The organism is Falsiroseomonas sp. E2-1-a4, from assembly GCF_051433165.1.
Lineage (GTDB): Bacteria > Pseudomonadota > Alphaproteobacteria > Acetobacterales > Acetobacteraceae > Falsiroseomonas.
The window spans coordinates 1-18,025 of the sequence record NZ_JBHMFS010000002.1 but is presented as its reverse complement, the minus strand read 5'-3'; the positions used below and the strand labels follow the sequence as shown (position 1 = coordinate 18,025).

The window sequence follows — 18,025 nt, the reverse complement described above, 5'->3', positions numbered from 1 at the left end:
GGGGCTACTTCCGCTCGATCAGCTCGATCTTGTAGCCGTCCGGATCCTCGACGAAGGCGATGACCGTGGTGCCGAACTTCACCGGGCCGGGCTCACGCGTGATCTTGGCGCCTCCGGCGCGCAGCCTGTCGCAGGCCGCATAGATGTCCGGCACACCGACCGCGAGGTGGCCGAAGGCAGTGCCCATCTCATAGCTCTCGGTGCCGTAGTTGTAGGTCAGCTCGATCACGGCGGCGCCGGTCGCTTCCGCGGCATAGCCGACGAAGACCAGCGTGTACTTGCCATCCGGCACGTCGTTGCGGCGCAGTTCCTTCATGCCGAGCAGCCTGGTGTAGAAATCCACGCTGCGATCGAGGTTGCCGACGCGGATCATGGTGTGCAGCAGCGAGCCCTGGCTCATGGCGTAGTCCCTTCCTTGAGGATGGTCTCGGCGTCCATCGCCAGCAGGAACAGCCCCGCCGCGTTGGCCTCCGATATGGTGGTGTCGCGGTCGAGAACGATGGTGCCCACATGGCCGTTCCACCGCGCCTCTACGGCGATGCCGCGAAGACCCGCGGCGGCGGCGGCGCGGATGGTGTCCGGGCCGATGGCGGGCAGGTCCACCAGCTTGCTCTGCGCCGGCTTCACCAGTTTTATCAATACGCCGCCCGGGCCGTCGCGGCGCAGTTCGCCGGCGCGAGCGAGCATCGCGTCGGTGCCCTCGATCGCCTCCAGCGCCAGCACCAGCCCCTGCTGCACCACGCAACCCTGCCCGGCATCGGCGGCGCCGAGCTGGCGGGCGATGGTGATGCCGCGGCGGATATCCTCCAGCGCCTCCGCATCCGGCTGGGCTCGCGTGGGACAGCCAGCCTCGATGAGAAGGTCGGCAAAGACCTGCTGGGCGCCGAGCGGCTCGAACCCCTCATCGCGCAGCACGGTGATTACGGCGGTCAGCAGCGCGTCATCGCCGCCAAACAGCGCCCGGCGCCCGACCTTGGCGGCCAGACGCAAACCCTCGCCATCCAGGCGCAGCGACAGGATGGAGGGCCGGGTGACACGCCCCGCCAGCACCAGCTGCCGCACGCCCTGCCGCCGCAGCAGGCCGAGCATGCGGCCGACGGCGCCAAGCCGCGCCACCTCATGCGGCCAGGCCGTCCATTCGCGCGGATCGGCAAAACCCTCAACCAGTACGGCGAAGACCGGACGGCCGGCGCGGCGGGCCGCATCCGCCACCCGCAGCGGCATGACGCCGCCGCCCGCGATCAGCCCGAGCGGTTGCGGCGCGGCGGTCACGCGCCCTCCGCGCCTTCCTCCTCATCGCCGTAGCGGCCGAATGGGATCAGGCCGTGGCGGCCGCGGTTGCGGGTGAAGGCCAGGATTTCCGTCACCAGGGCGTTGCCCGGATAGGCGGCGGCGACACTGTCGACCGCGTCATCCGGCCGGCCGCCGCGATACAGATCATGCACAGCGCGCGCCACGGTCACCACCTGGTCCTTACTGAGCCCGAGGCGGCGCCGCATGGCGATGGTGTTGAGGCCCGCATGCTTGGCGCGGAAGCCCTTCACGCGGCTGTAGGGCAGCACGTTGCGCTCCACGCCGGACATGCCCGCCACCATGGCCATGCGGCCGATGCGGACGAATTGCTGGATGGCGGCACCGCCCTGGACCACGGCGAAATCGCCGATCTCCACATGGCCGGCCAGCATCACGTTGTTCACCAGGATGACGTTGTCGCCGATGCGGCAATCATGCCCGATATGGGCCACGCACATCACCAGGCAGTCGGCGCCGATCCGCGTCATGCCATCGCCGCCGGTGCTGCCGCGATGGATGGTGACGTGTTCGCGGATCTGGGTGCGGGCGCCGATGGCCACGCCGGTGGGCTGGCCCTTGTACTTCAGATCCTGCGGCGGCAGGCCGATGGTGGCGAAGGGATAGACCTTCACCCCATCGCCCAGCGTCACGCGGCCATCGACCACGACATGGGCGATGAGCTCCACGCCCTGCCCCAGCACCGCCTCCGCCCCCACCACGCAGCCGGGGCCGATATGGCAGCCGGCGCCGATCTGGGCCCCAGCCGCGACATGGGCGGCGGGGTGGATGAAGGCGGGCATGAGGTCGGAATCCACGCGGACGGTTTCGCTCACTTGTCGAGGATCATGGCGGCGTAGCTGGCCTCTGCCACCACCTTGCCGTCCACCTTGGCCTCGGCCGTGAACTTCCAGATGTTGCCGCGCTGCTTTTCTTTCCGCACATGCACGCGCATCTGGTCGCCCGGCACCACGGGCTTCCGGAACTTGGCGCTGTCGACGGTCATGAAATAGACCAGCTTGCCCTGGGCACTGGGGCCAAGGGTTTCCACCACCAGCACGGCCGCGGTCTGCGCCATGCTCTCGATAATCAGAACGCCCGGAAAGACCGGGTGCTGCGGGAAGTGGCCCTGGAAGAAGTTCTCGTTGATCGAGACGTTCTTGATACCGACGGCCGAGACATTCGGCACCATCTCCACCACGCGGTCCACCAGCAGGAAGGGAAAGCGGTGCGGAATGGCCTGCATGATGCGGGCGATGTCGTAGACACCAACGGCCCCCTCGGGACCTTCCGCCGTGGTGGCCGGCGTATTCTCTGCGGTCGCGTCCATGATCCTGTCTTCCGATCGCTCCCAGGCGAATTATGGTGCCGGCTTGGCCGTGGGTCGGCCTGCCAATTTCCGCAGCGTGGCATAGGCGCGCAGCGTCTCACGCATTGGCCAGGCGGGTGACCCGCCTACAACCTCGCCCGGCCCGACATTGTTCATGACGCCGGCTTGGGCCGCAACCTGCGCCCGGTCGCCGATTTCGAGATGCCCGGTGATGCCCGCCTGCCCGCCCATCTGCACCCCGTTGCCGAGGCGCGTCGAGCCGGAGATTCCGACCTGGGCCACCAGCACGCATCCCTTGCCGGTGCTCACGTTGTGGCCGATCTGCACCAGATTGTCGAGGCGCGTCCCCGCCCCCAGCACCGTGTCGGACTGGCTGCCGCGGTCGACACAGGCGTTGGCGCCGATCTCCACGAAATCCTCCAGCAGCACGCGGCCGAGCTGGGGCATCGTCTCGAACCGCCCTTCCGGCGTCACCGCGAAGCCGAAGCCTTCCTGGCCCACCCGCGCACCGGGGTGCAGCACCACAAAGCGGCCTGCGATGCAATGCGAGAGGCTGGCATGGGCGCCGATGCGGCAGCCCTGCCCCAGCACCACGCCGGCACCGACCACGGCATGCGGACCGATGATGCAATCCGCGCCAATCTCCGCAGCGGCCGCCACCACGGCATAGGGCCCGATCTCCACCCCGGCGCCGATGGTGGCGGTGGCATCGACCACGGCGGTCGGGTGGATGCCCGGCCGAGCCACTTGCGCGGGATGCAGCGCGCGCGCGATGCGGCCGAAGCCGAGATAGGCCTGCTTCGTCACGATCGCCACGCGGCCTTCTGGCAGGCGGGGCAGCAGCTCCGGCGCCAGCACCACCGCGGCGGCGCGGCTTGCCGCCAGCAGCGGCAGGTAGCGCCGGTTGTCGAGGAAGCTGACCTCGCTGGCCCCGGCCGATTGCAGCGGCCCGACGCCAGTAATCCGCAGCGCAGGATCGCCGCCGACCAGTTCACCCCCGGCCGCTGTCGCGGCCTCGGCCAGGGTCAGGGCGGACCCCGCCGGGAAGAAGCGGGGATCCGCCGCCATGCCTCAGTTCCGTCGCGCGGGCGCCGCGGGGGCCGGCGGTGGCGGCGGCGGCGGCGCGCCATTGGCGGCGGGGGCGCCACCGGCCGGTGCCTCCGTGGGCGCGGCGCCCTCGGCCGGCATGTTCACGCTGCGCAGCACGCGGTTCATCTGCGCGGAGATCTCATCCGTCAGGTCGAAGGCGGCATCGTTGAAGATCACCAGCGGCCGCGGCAGCACGATATTCACCCCGCGGGAGGCGGCGACCTGGCGGATCACGGCGCCCAGTGCCTGCTCGATCTGCTGCAGCCCGGTCTGCGCCGCCTGGTCGATGGCGCGCGAACGGTCGCGGAAGATGCGCTGTGCGTCGGTGATGCGTTCCTGAAGGTCACGCTCCCGCGCGCGAAGCTGTTCCGGTGCCAGGGTGGCGCGGGCGGCGGCGAGGGATTGTTGTTCCTCGCGCCAGCGGCCCTGCTCGCCCTGCAGGTCCTCGTTCAGCTTGGCACGGCGGCGCTCGATTTCCTCCCGCACCTGGTTGAAGGCGGCGGACAGGCGCTGCACCTCGGGGATATCGACAATGGCGATGACCGGCGCGGGCGGGCGCTGGCCGGCAGCCGGGGCCTGCGCCGCCGGGCGCTGGGCCGGCGGCCGCTGCTGCGTCTGGGCCGGCCGCTGCTGCTGGCCCTGCGGCTGCCCCGCGGGCGGGACGAACCACTGCTGGCCCTGCTGCTGCGCCGAGGCCGGCAGGGTCAGCAGCAGGGGCGGCGCGAACAACAGCGAGGCCGCAAGAAGATGGCGCAGACGCATGGGACGAATTTCCACGATAATGCTTAGAAGCGGGTGCCGAAGCCGAAGCGCACCAGCTGCGTCTCGTCGTAGGACTTCTTCACCACCGCCTGGGCGATGTCGATATTGATCAGGCCGACCGGCGTGCGCCAAGAAATGCCGACACCGGCGCCGACGCGGGGCGAGCTGTCATCCTGCACACCAACCCCGGTCACTGGCGTTTCCGACAGCGAGCCGACATCGATAAAGGCGCGACCGATCAACCCGATCTCGGAGGGCAGCGGCAGCGGGAAGCGCAGTTCCGTCGTCTGCGTCCAGATCAGGCGCCCGCCCAGCGGGTCGTCATTGCCGGCGGAGGAGATATCGCGTGGGCCGGCACCGGCCAGGGCGAAGCCACGCAGATTGTCGCCGCCCAGGAAAAAGCGGTCGATGATCCGCTCGGGCCGGTCGCCCCAGGGGGTCAGCAGGCCAACACCGGCCTGCAGTGCCAGCACATATTCGGGTGCGCCGAGGATCCGCTCCAGCGGGATGTAGCCGGCGACGTCGCCGCGCCAACGGACATAGGCGACATCGCCGCCGAGACCCGCGACATCGGTGCCGACGCGAACGATGTAGCCACTGCGCGGCTCAATCCGGCTGTCACGCACGTCGTAGGACAGGGTGGTGCCGATCTGCGAGAGCAGCGTGACGCCGGACTGTTCCTGGATGAAGCGGCTGGCCGTGGGGTCCACGTCGAAGACATCACGCTGGACCAGGCTGTAGGCCCAGTTCTGCCGGACCCGCTCGTTGAACTCATACCCGGCCCGCAGCACGACGCCGACGCGCTTCTCGGAGTAGCTCGACGTGTCCTGCAGATCCCGCGTGATGTAGAAAAGGTCCACGCCCGCGGCCAGGTTGCGGTCCAGGAAGGCCGGATCGGTGACCGAGAAATCCACCTGCGTGCGGCGCTGCGCCAGCAAGGTCTGCAGCCGGGCATCGATGCCGCTGCCGAGGAAGTTGCGTTCGCGGATGCCGAAATCGGTCAGCAGGCCCGCATCGGTCGAGAAGCCGCCGCCGAGCGAGATTTCGCCGGTCGGGCGTTCCGAGACGCTCGTCTGCAGCACCGTGCGGTCCGGCGCGGAGCCGGGCTGCACCGCGATCTCGGCACCGCCGAAATAGCCCAGGTCGCGGATGCGCTGGCGCGAACGGCGCACCTGCGCGGCGTTGAAGGCGTCACCTTCCGCGATGCGGAATTCGCGGCGGATGACGCGATCCGCAGTGCGGCTGTTGCCGATGATGTCGATGCGCTCGACATAGGCGCGGGCGCCCTCGGCGATCTCGAAGGTGACATCGACTCGGCGGTTTTCACGGTCACGCACAACACGCGGACGGACTTCCACGAAGGGCACGCCGCGCAGGCCGACGGCATCCGACAGCGCCTCGACCGAACGCTCGACCGCATCGCCGTCGTACCAATCACCCTCGGAGACGGAAAGCTCGCGGCGCAGGGAGTCGGGCTCCACACCGCGCAGCGTGCTGGTGATCTCGGCCTTGCCGACCCGATAGCGGGGGCCTTCATCGATCGTGTAGGTCACGAAGAAGCCGCTGCGATCCGGCGCCAGCTCGGCCACCGCGCCGGTGATCTGCACATCGGCATAGCCCCGGCGCAGATAGTAGCGGCGCAGCAGTTCGCGGTCGAAGTTCAGCCGCTCCGGGTCATAGATGTCGGAGGTGGACAGGATGCGGTACCAGGCCTGTTCCCGGGTCGCGACCACATCCTTCAGGCGGCTGTCGGAGAAAGCGGTGTTGCCGACGAAGGAGACGCGGCTGATCAGCGCCGCCTCACCTTCCGTGATCTCGAACACCACGTCGATGCGGTTCTGGTCCAGCTGGATGATCTTCGGCTCGACCCGTGCCGCGAAGCGGCCACGGCGGGCGTAGAGATCGAGGATGCGCTGCCGGTCCGCCTGGGCCGCCTGCGGCGTGAACACCGCGCGGGCGCGCAGCGTCACCTCCGGCCTCAGCACGTCGTCGGAGACCTTGCTGTTGCCCTCGAAGGCCACCCGATTGACGATCGGATTCTCCTCCACCGTCACGCGGATGCGGTCCCCGGTCCGGGACACCGTCACGTCCCGGAACAGGCCGGTCGCGAACAGCGTCCGCAGGCTCCGGTCCAGCCGGTCCGCGTCGAACGGATCACCCGGCTGCAGCAGCATGTAGGAGCGGATCGTATCCGCCTCGATGCGCTGGTTGCCGACGATATCGATGCCGCGCACCACGCCGGAGGCGGGGAGCGTTGCGGCGGCGGGGGTGCGCGGACCGCGGGTCTGCGCTTCCGCGTTCAGCGCAAGGCCGACGGGGACGAGGCAGGTGGCGGCGAGCAGGAGAAGCCGATTGGCGACCAAGAGGTGTATCCCCGGGGGGGTGAGTAAGGCTGTGGAGACTACCCGACCGACCAGGGAGCCGCCACCCCCGGCGACGTGCCCACCAAGTCCCTGCACCGCAGGCTGCCCGGCGCCAGCGGCCGAAGCGGGCCGGGTAGCCGGGCCATGACCGCCCGGCTACTGAATTTCCTTATGATTTTCGGCCTTCGCACGCTCAGCCGAACAGCCCCGCCGCCCAACGGAAAAGGCCGAATTGCGAAAGGTCGTTCCAAGTTGCGAAGACGAACAGCGTGATCAGCAGTGCGAATCCGGCGCGGAAGCCATATTCCTGCGCCCGCACCGGCAGCGGCCGGCCGCGGATCGCCTCCGCCGCGTAGAACATCAGGTGGCCGCCATCCAGTACAGGGATGGGGAACAGGTTGATCAGCGCCAGGTTCACCGACAGCACCGCCATGAAGGAGATCAGGCTGGCGATGCCGAGCTCCGCCACCTGGCCTGACATCTGCGCGATCCGCAGCGGCCCGCCCAATTCCTCCGCCCCACGCCCGCCGGCGATCATCTGCCAGACGGCGCCCAGCGTCTGCACGGTGATGTCCGCCGTCTGCACCGTGCCGGCCCAGACCGCGCTGAAGGGGTTCATCCGCTCGAACTGCGCCGGCGCCGCGCCGACGCCGAGGATGCCGACCGAGGTCTCGCCCAACATCCGCGCGATCGGGGTCGCGGTCAGGGTCCGCTCGGCGCCGTCACGCTCCACCGTCACCGCGATCGGGGTGCCGGCACGCGGCTGGACGTGGCGCTGCACCTCCTCGAACCGCATCACCGCCTGGCCATCCAGCGCGACGATCCGGTCGCCCGGCAGCAGCCCGGCGGTGGCGGCGGCGGAGCCTTCCTGCACCGTGCCCACCGCCGTGGTCGCGGCCGGCTGGCCCACCGTCATGTACAGCGCGGCGAACATCAGGGCGGCCAGGATGAAATTGGCCAGCGGCCCGGCGGCGACGATGATGGCGCGGTCGCCCACCGGCTTTTCGTGGAAGGTCTGGCCGGGGCGCCAGCCTGCGCGCACCGATTCCGGCGCGTCTTCGGGTTGTTCCTGGCCGTGCAGCTTCACATAGCCGCCGAGCGGCAGCCAGCCGATGCGCCATTCGGTGCCCTGCCGGTCGGTCCAGGCGGCGATCGCGCGGCCGAAGCCAACCGAGAACCGCTCGACATGCACGCCGCGCCAACGCGCCGCGAGGTAGTGGCCAAGCTCATGGAAGAACACCAGCACGCCCAGCACGACCACGAAGGCCAGGATGGTGCGGATCGGTTCGGGCAGGAAATCCAAGGTGCTCTCCAACGGCGCGGACGCGCCTAAATCCCAGCGGCGCTCAAGCGCCAAATATCTCAGCTGACCGCGGCGCGGGCCTCGGCATGGCGGGAGGCGGCGCGGCGGGCCGCGGCATCGAGTGCCAGGATATCCTCCAGCCCCTCCGCCCGCGCGGTTACCATCCCCTCCAGCGTCGCCTCGACCACCGATGCGATCTCCAGGAAGCCAAGGCGGCTGTCGAGGAACATCCCGACCGCCACTTCGTTCGCTGCGTTCAATATAGTCGGGGCGCCGCCGCCCGCCTGCAAGGCCTCCCGCGCCAAGCGCAGTGCCGGGAAGCGCACGGGGTCCGGCGCCGCGAAATCCAACCGGCCGAGGGCGGCCAGATCCAGCCGCGGGGCGCTGACATGGATGCGCTTCGGCCAGGCCAGGGCATGGGCGATGGGGGTGCGCATATCCGGGGTGCCTAGCTGGGCCAGCAGGGAGCCATCGGCGAACTGCACCAGCCCGTGCACGGCCGACTGCGGATGCACCAGCACCTCGATCCGCGCCTCCGGCACGGGGAACAGGCGGGCGGCCTCGATCAGCTCGAGCCCCTTGTTCATCATGGTCGCCGAATCGATGCTGATCTTGGCGCCCATGGACCAGACCGGGTGGCGCACCGCCTCGGCTGGCGTGGCACGGGCCATGCGCTCCCGCGTCCATTCGCGGAACGGGCCACCGGAAGCGGTGAGGATGATCTTCTCCACCCCCGCAGGGTCCTGGCCATCGAGCGCCTGGAAGATCGCGTTGTGCTCGGAATCGACCGGCAGCAGGATAGCAGCGCCCTGACGGGCGACGGCCAGCACCAGCTCCGCCGCGCAGACCAGGCTTTCCTTGTTCGCCAGCGCCAGCGTGCCGCCACGGGCCAGCGCCGCGAGCGTGGAGCGCAGCCCGGCGGCGCCGACGATGGCGGCCATGGTCCAATCCGCCGGGCGCGCGGCCGCGTCTTCCACCGCCGCGCGGCCCGCCGCCACCGCGATGCCGCTGCCGGCAAGGGCGGATTTCAGGCCGGCATAGGCGGCCTCATCCGCCACCACGGCCAGCCGCGCACGATGGCGCAGGGCCTGTTCGGCGAGCACCGAGAAATCCCGGTTGGCGACCAGCGCCTCAACCCGGAAGGCGCCTTCCGGCGCGGCATCCAGCAGCGCCATGGTGGACCGGCCGACGGAGCCGGTGCTGCCGAGAATGGATACCGAACGCGTCACCAGACCCATCCCCAAAGTGGCCGCCCTTGCCCCAGCGCATAGGACAGCAGCGCCGCAACAGGCGCCGCCGCCAGCACCCCATCCAGCCGATCCAGCAGGCCACCATGGCCAGGGATGAGGGAGGACGTGTCCTTCACATTGAAATGGCGCTTGATGGCCGATTCGAGAAGATCCCCCGCCTGCGAGGCCACGCCCACCAGCACCACCACGACAGCGATGGAGGTCAAAGCCGCCCCCGGCGTGAAGGCCAGCGCGCAGGCGCCGCCGAAGACCAGCGCCGCCGCCAGCCCGCCGAGAGCGCCGGACCAGGTCTTGTTGGGCGAGATGGCCGGCGCCAGCTTCGGCCCGCCAAAGGCCCGGCCGGCCATGTAGGCGCCGATATCGGAGGCCCAGACCACGATGAAGACGAACAGCACATTGCCGCGCCCGGCCTCATTGTCATAGCGCAGCTCGATCAGCGCGAGGCCGGCCAAGCCGATATACAGCACGCCCGCCGCCAGCCGCCGCGCCGGCTGCGTCACGCCCGCGCGCCGGCCCATGCGCGCCACGCCGAGCCAGGTGATGGCGGAGCCGGCCAGCAGAACCACCAGCCCGGCGCGCACCTGGTTCATCACCGCCAGCGTGCCCGCGGCCAGCACCACCAGGGGCACCGCGAGCCCTGGAAAGGCGCGGGTCTTCCGGCCGCACAGATGCACCCATTCCCAGGTCAGCACCGCGACCGCGAGCGCCACCATCGCGGTGAAGGATTCCGCGCCGAACCAGATGCAGGCCAGCGCCGCCGGCAGCAGCACGGCAGCTGAAAGCGCGCGCTTGCGAAGATCCGTCCAGCGTTTTCCGGCGCCGGATGCGCCACCTGGATCTGTCATCGCGCCAGCCGGATCACGCGACGCGAAGGCCGTAGCGGCGTTCGCGGCGGGCGAATTCGGCGATGGCCTGCGCCAGATGCGGCGCGTCGTAATCCGGCCACAGCACATCCTGGAAGACCAGCTCGGCATAGGCCGATTGCCACAGCAGGAAGTTGGACAGCCGCTGCTCGCCGCTGGTGCGGATGATGAGATCCGGGTCCGGCATGCCGGCGGTCGAGAGCTGCCGAGCGAAGGTCGCCATGTCCACCTGTTCGGGGTCCAGCGTCCCGGCGGCGACCTGGCGCGCGAGGTCTCGCGCCGCCGCCACGATCTCCGCCCGCCCGCCATAGGACACGGCGACATTCAGGTTCAGGCGGGTGCCGTGGGCGGTCGCGGTCTCCGCCGCGCCGATCGCGCGTACGGTCTCCGCGCCAAAACGCTCCCGTTCCCCGATGACGCGGAGGCGTATGCCTTCGCGCGCCAGGCTGCTGACCTCGGAGCGGAGGTACATCCGCATCAGCCCGGTCAGGTCACGCACCTCATCCGCCGGGCGCTGCCAATTCTCGGAGGAGAAGGCGAACAGGGTCAGCCAGCCGATGCCGGCTCGCGCAGTCGCCTCGATGGTGCGTCGCACCGCCTCGGCGCCGGCCTTGTGGCCGAGGGCGCGCGGCAGGCCGCGTGACGCGGCCCAGCGGCCGTTGCCATCCATGATGATGCCGATGTGCTGCGGCAGGCCGGCGCCGGGGCGCGCCGGCTCCGCAGCCGATTCCGGCGTGCCGAGCGGCTGCTCGGCCGGCCCCAGCGGCTTCGCCGCCGCGCTCATCACCCGTCCGTCCAAGCCGCCCAGCCTGCCATCAGTTTGTCCGGATGTCCTTTTCCTTCTCCGCGAAGGTGGCATCGACGGTCTTGATGCTCTGGTCGGTCATCTTCTGGATCTCATCCGTCCAACGCTTCACGTCGTCTTGGGACACCTCGGACTTCTTGTCCTTCTCCCAGCCCTTGACGGTCTCCATGGCATCGCGCCGGACGCCGCGCATGGCAACCTTGCTGGCCTCAGCATATTTGGAAGCGGTCTTCACAAGATCGTTGCGCCGCTCCGTGGTCAGCGGCGGCAAGGGCACGCGGATCACCTGGCCCTCGGTCTGCGGGTTCAGGCCGAGGCCGGAATCGCGGATCGCGATCTCCACCGCCTTCACCACGGATTTGTCCCAGACCTGCACGGACAGCAGCCCCGGCCCGGCGACGGAGATGTTGGAGACCTGTACCAGCGGCTGAACATTGCCGTAGGCCTCGACACGGATCGGCTCCAGCAGCGCCGGGCTGGCGCGGCCGGTCCGCAGGCCCTGGAATTCCTTCTTCAGCGTTTCCAGCGCGCCATCCATCCGGCGCTGCAGTTCGAGCTTGTATTCGGCAAAGTCGGCGGCCATGCCCGGATTCCCCCTCAAGCATCTTCAAGTCAGGCGCCAGCCTGACGACACGGAAAATGCGACAAACGAACGAAGCATCGTCAAATCAGGCGCGAGTCTGGCGACCCGGAAAATGCGACTGAAACTGGTCTATGGATCAACCACGGTGGTGAACTTTCCTTCGCCATTCATGACGGCGGTGAAGGCACCCGGCTCGTGGATGTTGAACACGACGATCGGCAGCTTGTTCTCCCGCGCCAGACTGATGGCGGCGGCGTCCATCACCGCAAGGTCGCGCGAGAGCACATCGAGATAGGTGATGGTCGTGTAGCGCTCGGCATTCGGGTTCTTGCGCGGATCGGCGGAATACACGCCATCGACCTGCGTACCCTTCAGCAGCGCATCGCAGCCCATCTCGTTCGCGCGCAACGCGGCGGCGGTATCGGTGGTGAAGAAGGGGTTGCCTGTGCCGGCGGCGAAGATCACCACGCGGCCCTTCTCCATGTGCCGCATGGCGCGGCGGCGGATGAAGGGCTCGCACAGGCTGGCCATCGGGATGGCGGATTGCACGCGGGTCGGCACGCCGAGCTTTTCCAACCAGTTCTGCATGGCCAGCGCGTTCATCACGGTGGCCAGCATGCCCATGGCATCGGCCTGCGTGCGGTCCATGCCAGCCGAGGCCCCCGCGACACCCCGGAAGATGTTGCCGCCGCCGATCACCATGCAGACCTCGACGCCGAGCGCCACCACATCCCGGATATCCTCCGCGATGTTCTTCAGCACGGCGATGTCGAGGCCGTAGTCGCGATTGCCCATCAGAGCCTCGCCGGAGACCTTGAGCAGGACGCGCTTATAGAGGGGGGGTCTGCTCATCGTCTGCGGTGTCCGGCTGGCTGGCGTTGCGTAACATAGGCGGCGCACCGTGGCGGCGGCAAGGCGCAGGGGCAGCACGCGCATGGCGGGCCGCACCCTCACCCAGGCCTCAGGCTGTCACGCCGCGGGCGCGGCGGGCCGGCTCAGCCCTTGGCAGCGGCGGCCACTTCGGCGGCGAAGTCGCTGGTCGCCTTCTCGATGCCCTCGCCCAGATGGAAGCGGGCGAAACCGGTCAGCTTGCCGCCGGCCTTCGCGACCACCTGGCGCACGCGGGTCTCGCCGTCATGCACCCAGACCTGCTCCAGCAGCACCACTTCCTCGTAGTACTTGCGGATGCGGCCCTCGATCATCTTCTCGATGATCTCGGGCTTCTTGCCGGAACCTGCCGCCTGCTCGCGCAGCACCGCCTTCTCCCGCTCCAGCGCGGAGGGGTCGACGGCGTCGACATCCAGAGCATCCGGACGGGTGGCGGCGACATGCATGCCGATCTGCCGGCCCAGGCCTTCCAGCGCCTCGATCTCGCTCGCGGCTTCCAGCGCGACCAGCACGCCGATCTTGCCGAGGCCCGGCTTCACCGCATTGTGCATGTAGGTGGCCACGGTGCCCGACGGCACGCGCAGCACCTTGGCGCGGCGGATGGTCATGTTCTCGCCGATCGTGGCGATCAGGCGGGTCAGTTCTTCCTGCGTCGAGTGCTGGGTGCCGGGGAAGGTCGCGGCCTTCAGCGCCTCCACGTCATCGCCAACGGACAGGGCCAGGCTGGCCACCTCGGCGACGAAGGCCTGGAAGGCATCGTTGCGCGCCACGAAGTCGGTCTCGGCATTCACCTCGACCATCGCCGCGGTGTTGGGGCCGGAGGCGACGCCCACGAGGCCCTCGGCGGCCACACGGCCGGACTTCTTGGCGGCGGCCGACAGGCCCTTCTTGCGCAGCCAGTCGATGGCCGCTTCCATGTCGCCGGCGGCTTCCACCAGCGCCTTCTTGCAGTCCATCATGCCGGCGCCGGTCTTCTCGCGAAGCTCGCGCACCATCGCCGCGGTGATCTCGGCCATATTGATCGTCCCCGTCCATCGCATCATGGCCGCGCGGGCGCCATGCCCGGGCGGCCTTCCAACTCTGCCGGCCGGGCGTGCGGCGCCCGGCCTGATGTTCTCAACCTGCCCCCGGCATGCCGGGGGCAAAGCGTCAGGCCGCCGGGGCGTCCTTGGCGGGCTCTTCCGCGATCGGCGCGGCGGCCGGCGCTTCGGCGGCGATCTCGGCGCTGATCTCGGCGGCGAGCGCCTCCGGCAGCACGTCGGACACGTCCGGCAGCGCCTCGGGTGCCAGTTCCTCAGCCGCGCCGAGGTCGGCGCCGGATGAGCCGAGCTCGGCCGAGATGCCGTCCAGCACCGCGCCGGCGACGCTGTCGCAATACAAATGGATGGCGCGAATCGCGTCGTCATTGCCCGGGATCGGATAGGCGATGCCCATCGGGTCCGCGTTGCTGTCGACCACGGCGACCACCGGGATGCCGAGCTTGTTGGCCTCCTCGATCGCCAGCTTCTCCTTCACCGTGTCGATGACGAAGATGATGTCCGGCAGGCCGCCCATGTCCTTGATGCCGCCGAGCGCGCGGTCGAGCTTCTCGCGCTCCCGCGTCAGCATCAGGACTTCCTTCTTGGTGAGGCCCTGGATGTTGCCGCCGAGCTGCTCTTCCATCTGCTTCAGGCGCTTGATGCTGCCCTGGATGGTCTTCCAGTTGGTCAGCATGCCGCCGAGCCAGCGGTGGTTCACATAATACTGGCCGCAGCGCGCGGCGCTTTCGGCGACGTATTCGGCGGCGGCCTTCTTCGTGCCCACCAGCAGCACGCGGCCGCCAGCGGCCACCACGTCACGGATCGCCCGCAGCGCGCGGTCCATCATCGGCACGGTCTGCTGCAGGTCCAGGATATGGACCTGGTTGCGCACGCCGAAGATGTAGGGCGCCATCCGGGGGTTCCAGCGGCGGGTGTGGTGGCCGAAATGCACGCCGGCTTCGAGCAGGCCGCGCAGGGTGACGTCGGGCATCGCCATCGGCGAAATCCTTTCTACTTCCAGTGGTCCGGTTGAACCTCCGCGCTGCCGCCCCCGCCCATCAGACCGAAGGGAGGGGACCGGACCCTCGGGGCAACCCCCGGAAGGTGCATCGCGTGCGAATTTGCCGCCCCGGGGCTTGCACCCTGGGCCGGCGGGCGCGGTATGCCCCACCACGGCGGGGGCCGCAACCCTTTCAGCGGGATCGAACCCCAGGCCCGCTGCCACGGGCGGGCTTGCGGCGCTGGCCCCCGCCCCTATCCTGCCGCCTCGCCTCCCGGACATCCCAAGCCCACCATGCGTATCCTGGTCGTCTCCCCCACGCCGAGCCACCCGCAGGATGCCGGCAACCGCGCCCGCATCCACGCCGTGCTGTCCGACCTCAAGGCGGCCGGCCACAGCATCACGCTTTGCCTGCTGGACCGTGAGAAGGTCGCGCCGGAACACCATGACTCCATGCGAGATACCTGGGACGAGCTGATCCTGGTGCCGCATGATCGCGCCCTGGAAAAGCCAAGCCTCGGCACCCGATTCGGGCTAGATGACTGGGTGCAGCCGGCACTGGAGGAGGAGCTGGCGGCGCTCGCGGTGCGCCGGCCGGGCTTCGATATGGTGCTGGTGGAATACGTGTTCCTCAGCCGCGCCTTCACCTTCTTCCCGCCGCCCAACCTTCGCGCCGCCGCGCCGGTGCTGAAGCTGCTGGACACGCATGACCAGTTCGGCGGGCGCGACAAGCGGCTGCGCGAGCTGGGCCTGACTCCGTCCTTCTACTTCACCACGGAGGCGGAGGAAGCGCGTGGCTTCGGCCGCGCCGACGTGGTGCTGGCGATCCAGGATGAGGAGCGCGCAGCTTTCGAGGCCTACAGCCCGAAGCCGGTGCTGACGCTCGGCCACATCCCGGCCGGCGACCGCCAACCGCTGCCGCTGCGGGCGCCGGATGGCCGCTTCGTCATTGGCTATCTCGGCAGCTCGAACCCGATGAACACCCGCGCGCTGGACCGCTTCCTGGCCGCGCTGGACCTGCCGGCCCTGGCCGCCGCCGGCGCCGAGATCCGCATCGCCGGCAGCGCGGCAAAGCATCTGGAGCTGGCCCCCGGCCTGGCGCTGATCGGCCCGGTGCAGGACCCGGATGAGCTGTATGCAGCGGTAGACCTCGTGGTGAACCCGCATGAGGGTGGCACCGGCCTCAAGATCAAGACGGTGGAGGCGCTGTCGCGCGGCCGTCCGGTGGCCGGCACGGCGGAGGCTTTCGCCGGGCTGGAGCCGGAGGCTGCCTGGCACGCCGCAGCAGACGCCGCCGCCTTGGCCGGGCTGGTGCAGCGCGCCGCGTTGGAGCCGGCCCTGCGACCCACCATCGCGGAGGCCTCCGCGGCATTATGGCGCCGCTATGCCACACGGGTGGCGTCGGCGCAGCGGCAACTGGCCAGCCCCGCCATGCTGCGCCTGGCCATGGACCGGCCGCGCACGCTGCTGGCCACCGATCTGCGCTTCTGGGAGGAGCGTCTGGGCAACCACGCCCGCATCGCCTCCCTCGCCCGCGCGGCACGCACGGAGATGGACCTGGATCTGTTCTTCATCGGCACGATGTCGCCAGCAGAACAGACCAAGGCGAAGGCGCTGCTGGGCGGCCGTTCCCGCCTCTTCCCGACCGACGCGCTGCCGCCGACGCCGGATGCGCGACTGCCACCCGCGCTGACCCCGTTCGAGCGGCGGTCCACGATCGCCGCCGTGCTGCCGCTGTTTGCCCAGCATCTAGCAGCCAACCCGCCGCATGCGGTGGTGCTGGAATACATCCGCCTGTCCTATCTGCGCCACGCCATTCACCAGCCGGTGCTGAAGGTGCTGGATACGCACGACATCATGTCGCTGCGCGCGCGCAACTTCGCCCATTTCGGCCGCCGCCACTTCATCGAGATCAGCGTGCAGGAGGAATTGCAGATCCTGTCCGGCTTCGACCAGCTTCTGGCCATTCAACAGGATGAGTTCAACTGGCTGGAGGCCCTGCTGCCCGGGCGGGTGATGCTGGCGCCGCACGTGGTGCAGCCGGTGCCGCGCGCCGCGGGCCAGTTGGAGGGGCCGGTGCGGATCGGCTTCCTCGGCGGTGACAGCCCGATGAACCGGGATGGGCTGGTCTGGCTGCTGGACCAGGTCTGGCCCGCCATCGCGCCGCTGGGGGCGGAGCTGCATGTGGCCGGCGCGGTCTGCGCCGCGGTGCCGCCCGGGCGTCCCGGCGTGGTGCTGCATGGCGCGGTGCCGCGGCCGGAGGATTTCCTCGCCACCCTCCATATCGGGGTTAACCCGGTCTTCTATGGCGGCGGCCTCAAGATCAAGACGGTGGAGTATCTCAGCCACGGCCTGCCCAGCGTGCTGACGGCGGAGGCGCTGTACGGCATCTCCGGCGGGGCCGGCCAGGCCTATGCCCTGGCGGAGGACCGCGCCGGCTTCGTCGCGGCGCTGGCTACCCTGGTGCTGGACCCGGCGGCGCGGGCGCGGATGGGGGATGCGGCGCTGGCCTTCGGGCGTCGTCACTTCGCCCCGGCGGCGCTGGCGCCGGCGATGCGGAACCTGGCGGGCCTGGCGCGGGGCATCCCCCGCCCCGCCGCCAAGGCCAGCGCCTGAGGCCCGCCGCCGGATGGCAGGCTTGGCGTGACCTTCCATGCCGCGCTAAGGCCCGGCTACGGTGACAGCATGCCAGGACCCGAGCAGATGAGCGGCGCGTCGCCACACGCCGCCGGCACCCCGAGCGCCGCGACCGGCCGGCTCGGCCACGTGCTGGTCCTGCTGCCGTCGACGCGCTTTGGCGGGACGGAGGGGCATACCGCGCAACTCGCCGCCCGGCTCGCCGCCCAGCCGGGCCTGCGGGTCACGCTGGTAGCCGACCCAGCCCTGATGCCGGCTCTCGCCGCCGCCCTGCCGCCCGGACCGGCACGGCCCCACCTTCACGCCGCCGCCATCGGCTGGTCCGGCCGCATACCCGCCGAGGATGAAATTGCGGCGCAGGAAGCCGCCACGCATGCGGCGATCGCGGCGCTGGCGCCGGATGTCCTGCTGATCCCCCTGCCCTGGCCCAATGCCGGGCTGGGCCTGCTGCGCGCCGCCACGGCGCTGCCGCGGCTGGTGGTCGTGCATCTGGCGCCGGAGGCGATGCCCGGCGGCATCGCGGAAGCGCTGCCCGGCTTGCACGCGCACCAGGCGGTCTGGTGCGCCGTCTCCGCCCCGGGGGCACGCCGCGCAGCGCGCTTCTTCGGGCTGCCGGAGGGTGCCGTCGCCCAGGTGGATAATCCGGCCCCGCTGCCGCCCTCGGCGGATCGCGCCCTGCTGCGCGTGGCGCTGCGCGGTGCACTCGGGCTGCGGGCGGATGCGCCGCTGCTGCTGTTCGTTGGGCGGCTGGAACAGACCAAGGGCGCACAGCACCTGCCCGGCATTGCCGCGGCTGCGGACATGACGCTGGCCTGGGGGGGGGGGGGGGGGGGGGGGGGGGGG

The 18,025-nt window shown here is 70.0% G+C and carries 17 protein-coding genes; 2 read left to right on the top strand and 15 right to left on the bottom strand.

The genetic code is table 11. The annotated features are described in order from the left end of the window. Nucleotides 1-4: 4 nt before the first annotated feature. The 15 genes from gloA to rpsB form a co-directional block, all read right to left on the bottom strand. Nucleotides 5-400 (bottom strand): lactoylglutathione lyase, encoded by a 396-nt coding sequence (gene gloA, locus ACFHNC_RS02870; protein WP_437167706.1) that lies wholly within the window; start codon nucleotides 398-400, stop codon nucleotides 5-7. Then, on the bottom strand, nucleotides 397-1,272 hold the full coding sequence (locus tag ACFHNC_RS02865) for an LpxI family protein (RefSeq protein WP_437167705.1): 876 nt from the start codon (nucleotides 1,270-1,272) through the stop codon (nucleotides 397-399). The genes gloA and ACFHNC_RS02865 overlap by 4 nt, the downstream gene beginning before the upstream one ends. Then, nucleotides 1,269-2,126: an acyl-ACP--UDP-N-acetylglucosamine O-acyltransferase gene (gene lpxA, locus ACFHNC_RS02860; RefSeq protein ID WP_437167704.1), complete on the bottom strand. Its 858-nt coding sequence runs from the start codon at nucleotides 2,124-2,126 to the stop codon at nucleotides 1,269-1,271. The genes ACFHNC_RS02865 and lpxA overlap by 4 nt, the downstream gene beginning before the upstream one ends. Then, nucleotides 2,123-2,620, bottom strand: a complete 498-nt coding sequence (gene fabZ / locus ACFHNC_RS02855) for a 3-hydroxyacyl-ACP dehydratase FabZ (protein WP_437167703.1) — start codon at nucleotides 2,618-2,620, stop codon at nucleotides 2,123-2,125. Before fabZ ends, lpxA begins: the two co-directional genes overlap by 4 nt. Nucleotides 2,621-2,650: 30 nt before the next feature. After that, the gene (gene lpxD / locus ACFHNC_RS02850; protein ID WP_437167702.1) at nucleotides 2,651-3,688 is read right to left on the bottom strand and encodes a UDP-3-O-(3-hydroxymyristoyl)glucosamine N-acyltransferase; all 1,038 of its coding nucleotides are present in this window, start codon (nucleotides 3,686-3,688) and stop codon (nucleotides 2,651-2,653) included. Between the two features lie 3 nt (nucleotides 3,689-3,691). Beyond that, the gene (locus ACFHNC_RS02845; protein WP_437167701.1) at nucleotides 3,692-4,471 is read right to left on the bottom strand and encodes an OmpH family outer membrane protein; all 780 of its coding nucleotides are present in this window, start codon (nucleotides 4,469-4,471) and stop codon (nucleotides 3,692-3,694) included. Between the two features lie 23 nt (nucleotides 4,472-4,494). After that, complete coding sequence (gene bamA / locus ACFHNC_RS02840) at nucleotides 4,495-6,834, bottom strand: outer membrane protein assembly factor BamA (RefSeq protein ID WP_437167700.1); 2,340 nt, start codon at nucleotides 6,832-6,834, stop codon at nucleotides 4,495-4,497. Between the two features lie 193 nt (nucleotides 6,835-7,027). Continuing rightward, nucleotides 7,028-8,128, bottom strand: coding sequence for an RIP metalloprotease RseP (gene rseP, locus ACFHNC_RS02835; RefSeq protein ID WP_437167967.1), 1,101 nt, complete (start codon nucleotides 8,126-8,128; stop codon nucleotides 7,028-7,030). A gap of 68 nt (nucleotides 8,129-8,196) precedes the next feature. Continuing rightward, nucleotides 8,197-9,375, bottom strand: coding sequence for a 1-deoxy-D-xylulose-5-phosphate reductoisomerase (gene dxr, locus ACFHNC_RS02830; protein ID WP_437167699.1), 1,179 nt, complete (start codon nucleotides 9,373-9,375; stop codon nucleotides 8,197-8,199). Next, the gene (locus ACFHNC_RS02825) at nucleotides 9,363-10,232 is read right to left on the bottom strand and encodes a phosphatidate cytidylyltransferase (protein WP_437167698.1); all 870 of its coding nucleotides are present in this window, start codon (nucleotides 10,230-10,232) and stop codon (nucleotides 9,363-9,365) included. The genes dxr and ACFHNC_RS02825 overlap by 13 nt, the downstream gene beginning before the upstream one ends. Before the next feature lie 13 nt (nucleotides 10,233-10,245). Then, nucleotides 10,246-11,034, bottom strand: a complete 789-nt coding sequence (uppS, locus tag ACFHNC_RS02820; protein ID WP_437167697.1) for a polyprenyl diphosphate synthase — start codon at nucleotides 11,032-11,034, stop codon at nucleotides 10,246-10,248. Nucleotides 11,035-11,065: 31 nt separating this feature from the next. Beyond that, nucleotides 11,066-11,638, bottom strand: coding sequence for a ribosome recycling factor (frr, locus tag ACFHNC_RS02815; RefSeq protein ID WP_304816213.1), 573 nt, complete (start codon nucleotides 11,636-11,638; stop codon nucleotides 11,066-11,068). A 129-nt stretch (nucleotides 11,639-11,767) separates the two neighbouring features. Continuing rightward, nucleotides 11,768-12,490, bottom strand: coding sequence for a UMP kinase (gene pyrH, locus ACFHNC_RS02810; RefSeq protein WP_437167696.1), 723 nt, complete (start codon nucleotides 12,488-12,490; stop codon nucleotides 11,768-11,770). 143 nt (nucleotides 12,491-12,633) lie between these two features. Next, a complete protein-coding gene (gene tsf, locus ACFHNC_RS02805; protein ID WP_437167695.1) occupies nucleotides 12,634-13,542 on the bottom strand; it encodes a translation elongation factor Ts in 909 nt (302 codons plus the stop codon). A 133-nt stretch (nucleotides 13,543-13,675) separates the two neighbouring features. Next, the gene (gene rpsB, locus ACFHNC_RS02800) at nucleotides 13,676-14,542 is read right to left on the bottom strand and encodes a 30S ribosomal protein S2 (protein ID WP_437167694.1); all 867 of its coding nucleotides are present in this window, start codon (nucleotides 14,540-14,542) and stop codon (nucleotides 13,676-13,678) included. Between the two features lie 297 nt (nucleotides 14,543-14,839). Between rpsB and ACFHNC_RS02795 the strand changes: the two genes are divergently transcribed. Beyond that, nucleotides 14,840-17,161 (top strand): glycosyltransferase, encoded by a 2,322-nt coding sequence (locus tag ACFHNC_RS02795; protein ID WP_437167693.1) that lies wholly within the window; start codon nucleotides 14,840-14,842, stop codon nucleotides 17,159-17,161. A gap of 87 nt (nucleotides 17,162-17,248) precedes the next feature. Continuing rightward, a partial coding sequence (locus ACFHNC_RS02790) for a hypothetical protein (protein ID WP_437167692.1) occupies nucleotides 17,249-18,025 on the top strand: 777 nt, incomplete at its 3' end.